Genomic DNA, 4,038 nt, shown 5'->3' on the forward strand with positions numbered 1-4,038 from the left:
AAAGGATAACGAAAAAGCGAAACAAACATCTCTATCCTGACAAAGCAAATATGCCTAATCTTTACTTCGTTATAAATTTTCTCATCATTACTGGTTATTGGTGTATTTGGCAATCGTTTTTTGTAGGTAATGGCAATCCTAATTATACAAATAACGGTATATTAATCCACATTGTGGAGACTTGACATGGAGCCTCGGTGGACAAGATAAAAGGCAATAGGGCAGGAAAGGGTCTTGCTTGGCAAGGCAGCCTATCATGACCACTTTCTCCATGTAAAGTTGTTTATATACAAAACTACTGCATGCCCATCATTGCCAAAACCTACATAGTAGCTTAGCCATAAACAGTTATTGGTTTTGATACATATAACTTTAATGAAAATGCAGATGCCAATGCTATAATAATGCGAACAGTCAGGTTAGTTGAAAAGCACTTGTTTCACTTGTGTTCAATAATTGGGCCAGATTCTTGAATAACTTGTTTTGTTAAAAACGCAAAAAACCCTTCAGTAATTGAAGGGAGAGAGAGTCATTACTTGTCTTTTGCCATCTTTTTTCGGTTAGGGGCAAGTGGAGGCTGCTCCAACCACTTATATTTTGTCATTAAATCGAACCAATCTTTTGTCACCATTAAGTTTTTTAATATGATTTTTTCATAATTCATGACAAGGTCTGTTCTCATCGCGACCGCAAGTCCTGTTCCGTGATAAGCTTGTGCAGTTTGTAATAAAAAACCTATATGATATAGCATTAACTTGTCTGAAAAGGGAGCATCTTGGGAAGTTGTAACCTCTGTTTCCCAGGACGTGGGCACAGGTAGATTGTCTTGATGTAATATTTTACCCAATGATTGAATTTGCTCATCTGAGGCCTTTTGGGACGCTTTTAAAAACTTTCTTACCTCTTTTGACTGTGTTACTTGGCTAAATGAAATGGAGAGAGTTTTTTCCAATATTTTTTTCTTGATGTTAAACGAAAGAGCGGCTATTTCCGTTGCAGCTAAAGGGCGTTGGTCACCAAAGAAGCCATCTAAAAATTGCTGCCCTGAAACAAATTCAGGGGTGGCTTCAGGATAAAAATAGGGGTCTCTTTGGAAATGTCCCTTTTCTAGTAATAATTCAATGGTTTGATGATACATCCATTTCCCGTCATTATCACAGGAGTCGTAAAAATCGCGTAAATCTTTTCTTACGGAAGAACTCAGTGATGTGGTATGACCTAATAAACCGTGTAGCGTCATGACGTGTAAATAGTGTAAACAGAATATGTCCGAAAACAATCTTTTTGTCCCTTTATTAAGGTCTTGTTCCGTGAACCCGATGGGGACTGGGAATCCCTCGTTCTCAATAAATGTAGCTATCTGATTCTTTTGCTTTTCAAATATTTGTAAAGCATGCTCAAAAAGAGCTCTTATTTTTTCATCCTCAATAATGGATACCATATACTTATTTACGATATCAGTTGCCGTTCCATTTACATATTGTGACCACAATGTCCCAATTTCCACAGATGTAAGTTTTAAATCCTGTTTGTCCATAAAACCACCTCTTCCTAAAGGCTTCCCAGGATAATTAATGTATATAAATAAAAAGTAATAATTTTGTTGAGCTAAAGGGTGCTCTCATCAATTTTTTGAATTAGTTTCAAAAAATTTTGGAAATAAATTTTAATATAGTTGGTATCTGGGTAAAAGAAAAGACTATCCAAGCATACTTATATATCACCTCAATTAAGTTATTTTTAGATGTAAAGGTGTGGGTATAGTGGATGACTTGGAAGAAGGATACATATTTCTTACTCGAGAATTTGAACAAAAATTAAACAGAGAATTGACTGATAAAGAGCATAGTATTATTAAATGGATGGTGAAACAGCAAAACATGTCTAGGGATATAAAAGCTACTGGTAATGAAAAAGATTAACAAATTATTATGTTTTTTATAGAGGACTAATGAATATGGTATGTGTTAGTCTAACAAGAATGAAGAATCTATATTACAGAATCGGGCGCTATTCCTGTAATAAGAACTGTTTTTTTGCATTTGAGCCATTTAATTGAATAGGACGTCACTTTAAACATAATTCAATGAAACAGGTAAATGGTAAGCTAATAGTATGGAAGATAGAAAAATAGTACGGCAGTCTGAAAAAGATGGGTAAAGTGAACATTTACTTCGGATATTAAGGAGGATGAAGATGTATCTGTATCACCTTTTTGGCCGACATGAAAGTACTGAGGCAATTAGAAGAGTAATGAAAAATGGACTTCATTCTAAGACAACATCCATGTTTTTGGGTTGTGGAGGCGGAGGAGGATTGTTCCCAGGCTTAATTCATCGTATACAAAAAGGAAATGTCGATAAATATCTGGATTTTGAACAGGCTGTTGAAGCTAAGTTCTCTCCTTACAACTTTAAAAAGTATGTGTATTTTCCAGCTTTCACAAAAAGAATCTACGTTTTTGATAAGGAGATTACGACTGATTTATTTACCTACATTGAAGATGAATACATGAGGGAGTTTGAAGGCAAAGGCATTATTGAGCCAGGATTTCCTTCTAAGGAAGAACTTATGCAAAAATACTGGAAGAGCAAAGTACATATTGATGATTATCTAGATAATAAACCTTATCAAAATCCTGAAGTTCTGGTTTTCGAAAGTATTCCTGCTTCTTTACTAGAATCAAGTTTGAACTAAATTTTTTTCAACGCGCAAAGTAAAATATTATAATACCATTCATTCTTTGTTTCGTTAAAGGGCAGCTTTCATGAGTATCTTTTGTTGGAGATTTGTGATTTATAGTGTGGAGGAACTTATGAATATTACATTGCTGGTTTGGGTAATAATTGGTGGCGTTATAGGCTTTGTATCTTATGGTCCGCTCGTTGCTTTAATTGGAATAACTGCAGGTGTATTAGTAGGTATCAGTGACCAATTAAGTGTGATTGTTGAAGAGGTCAGGAAGGATGAGAGTTAAGCATTCTATTCAGTAAATGGCAGCTAATCTATAATCTTTCTTGGTAACTTATAAAACTGTACCTCGTCTATGTTTAAGGGAATGGATAATGGAAGGTGGGGTACTGTGGGAAGAAATGTAGTCTCACTAACAATTTTAATAATGAGCACCTTGTTAATCACAGCATGTCAAGACACGAAAGACACTAATGAAGAACCTCAAGGACAATATGAAGATGACAAAATGATTGGACTTGTTAGAGAAGTTGATACGGAGAATAGCGTGATAAGTGTTGATATTTCTCGGTGGGAAAAGAGAGACCGGGGAAACGTTACAACAGATGAAGGATATGCCATCTCCGCTGAACTCACAGATGAAACCACTTTACAATATGAGGATACAACGGAAGCCTCGCTTCATGATATAAAAGAGGGACAAAAAGTATTAATTAATCCCCCAAAAGGAGATGGGTTTAAAGGAGTAGCTGGGGAATTCATCCTGTTAGACATGACGTATGAAGAAAAATATAGAGGGCTTCTATCGCATATAGAAGACACATTAAATATTGTTGTTATGTATGAAGAAGGAGAAACACCCCCGCCCCAAATGGATGAACAGTTAATGGAGAAAATAGAGCAAGAAACGGTTATGACGTGGAGACCGTACCAAAAAGATTATGTTGTAGATTATAAGGAAGAATTAAATATTGAAAAGTTTCCGGTTATTCTGGTTTTTAACAGTGAAGAACTTGTTTTTAAAACTACCAAGGTTGAAAAACTATATGAGTTTTTTTGAAATAGGAATAGATAATCTGTCTGAGCATGAACCATGTCATTCCGTTAAAGGGCGCTTTCGCGAAATAAAAAATGCGCCCAATATTGCTCTCTAGAGTCATTTAAGGAATAACTTATTTAATATTTTGTGTAATAACGTGCGGAGATTAATTTTATTAAAAATATGTATTAATAAAAACTGAGCATTATTTTCAAGGTTTTGAGTGACCTTGTATATAATGCTTTTTTCTTTTTATAGCAAACAGTAACTGCTGAGAACTAAATTGATTAAGGGTTGTTGAAACCATT

Annotated in this window: 5 protein-coding genes; 4 read left to right on the top strand and 1 reads right to left on the bottom strand. The window is 34.9% G+C overall.

Annotation, left to right across the window (positions count from 1 at the left end):
• Nucleotides 1–532 precede the first annotated feature (532 nt).
• A complete protein-coding gene (locus BLT18_RS17730; protein WP_091277075.1) occupies nucleotides 533–1,537 on the bottom strand; it encodes a DUF3231 family protein in 1,005 nt (334 codons plus the stop codon).
• Between the two features lie 226 nt (nucleotides 1,538–1,763).
• On the opposite strand from BLT18_RS17730, the gene BLT18_RS18465 reads away from it, so the two are divergent.
• From BLT18_RS18465 to BLT18_RS17740, 4 genes are all read left to right on the top strand, one after another.
• Nucleotides 1,764–1,922 carry a hypothetical protein gene (locus BLT18_RS18465; RefSeq protein ID WP_175487598.1) on the top strand — a complete coding sequence of 53 codons (159 nt, stop codon included), beginning with the start codon at nucleotides 1,764–1,766 and terminating at the stop codon, nucleotides 1,920–1,922.
• A 274-nt stretch (nucleotides 1,923–2,196) separates the two neighbouring features.
• Nucleotides 2,197–2,697, top strand: a complete 501-nt coding sequence (locus BLT18_RS17735; protein WP_091277078.1) for a hypothetical protein — start codon at nucleotides 2,197–2,199, stop codon at nucleotides 2,695–2,697.
• 118 nt (nucleotides 2,698–2,815) lie between these two features.
• The gene (locus BLT18_RS18470; protein WP_175487599.1) at nucleotides 2,816–2,977 is read left to right on the top strand and encodes a hypothetical protein; all 162 of its coding nucleotides are present in this window, start codon (nucleotides 2,816–2,818) and stop codon (nucleotides 2,975–2,977) included.
• Nucleotides 2,978–3,082: 105 nt separating this feature from the next.
• Nucleotides 3,083–3,751 carry a hypothetical protein gene (locus BLT18_RS17740; RefSeq protein ID WP_091277081.1) on the top strand — a complete coding sequence of 223 codons (669 nt, stop codon included), beginning with the start codon at nucleotides 3,083–3,085 and terminating at the stop codon, nucleotides 3,749–3,751.
• The last annotated feature ends 287 nt before the right edge of the window (nucleotides 3,752–4,038 follow it).

It is taken from the genome of Alteribacillus persepolensis, from assembly GCF_900099605.1.
In the GTDB taxonomy this organism is placed as follows: Bacteria; Bacillota; Bacilli; order Bacillales; family Marinococcaceae; genus Alteribacillus; species Alteribacillus persepolensis.

Excerpts from the sequence above, each read along its gene's own strand:
- BLT18_RS17730 (WP_091277075.1), bottom strand. The coding sequence starts at position 1,537 with ATGGACAAACAGGATTTAAAACTTACATCTGTGGAAATTGGGACATTG.
- BLT18_RS17735 (WP_091277078.1), top strand. The coding sequence starts at position 2,197 with ATGTATCTGTATCACCTTTTTGGCCGACATGAAAGTACTGAGGCAATT.
- BLT18_RS18470 (WP_175487599.1), top strand. The coding sequence starts at position 2,816 with ATGAATATTACATTGCTGGTTTGGGTAATAATTGGTGGCGTTATAGGC.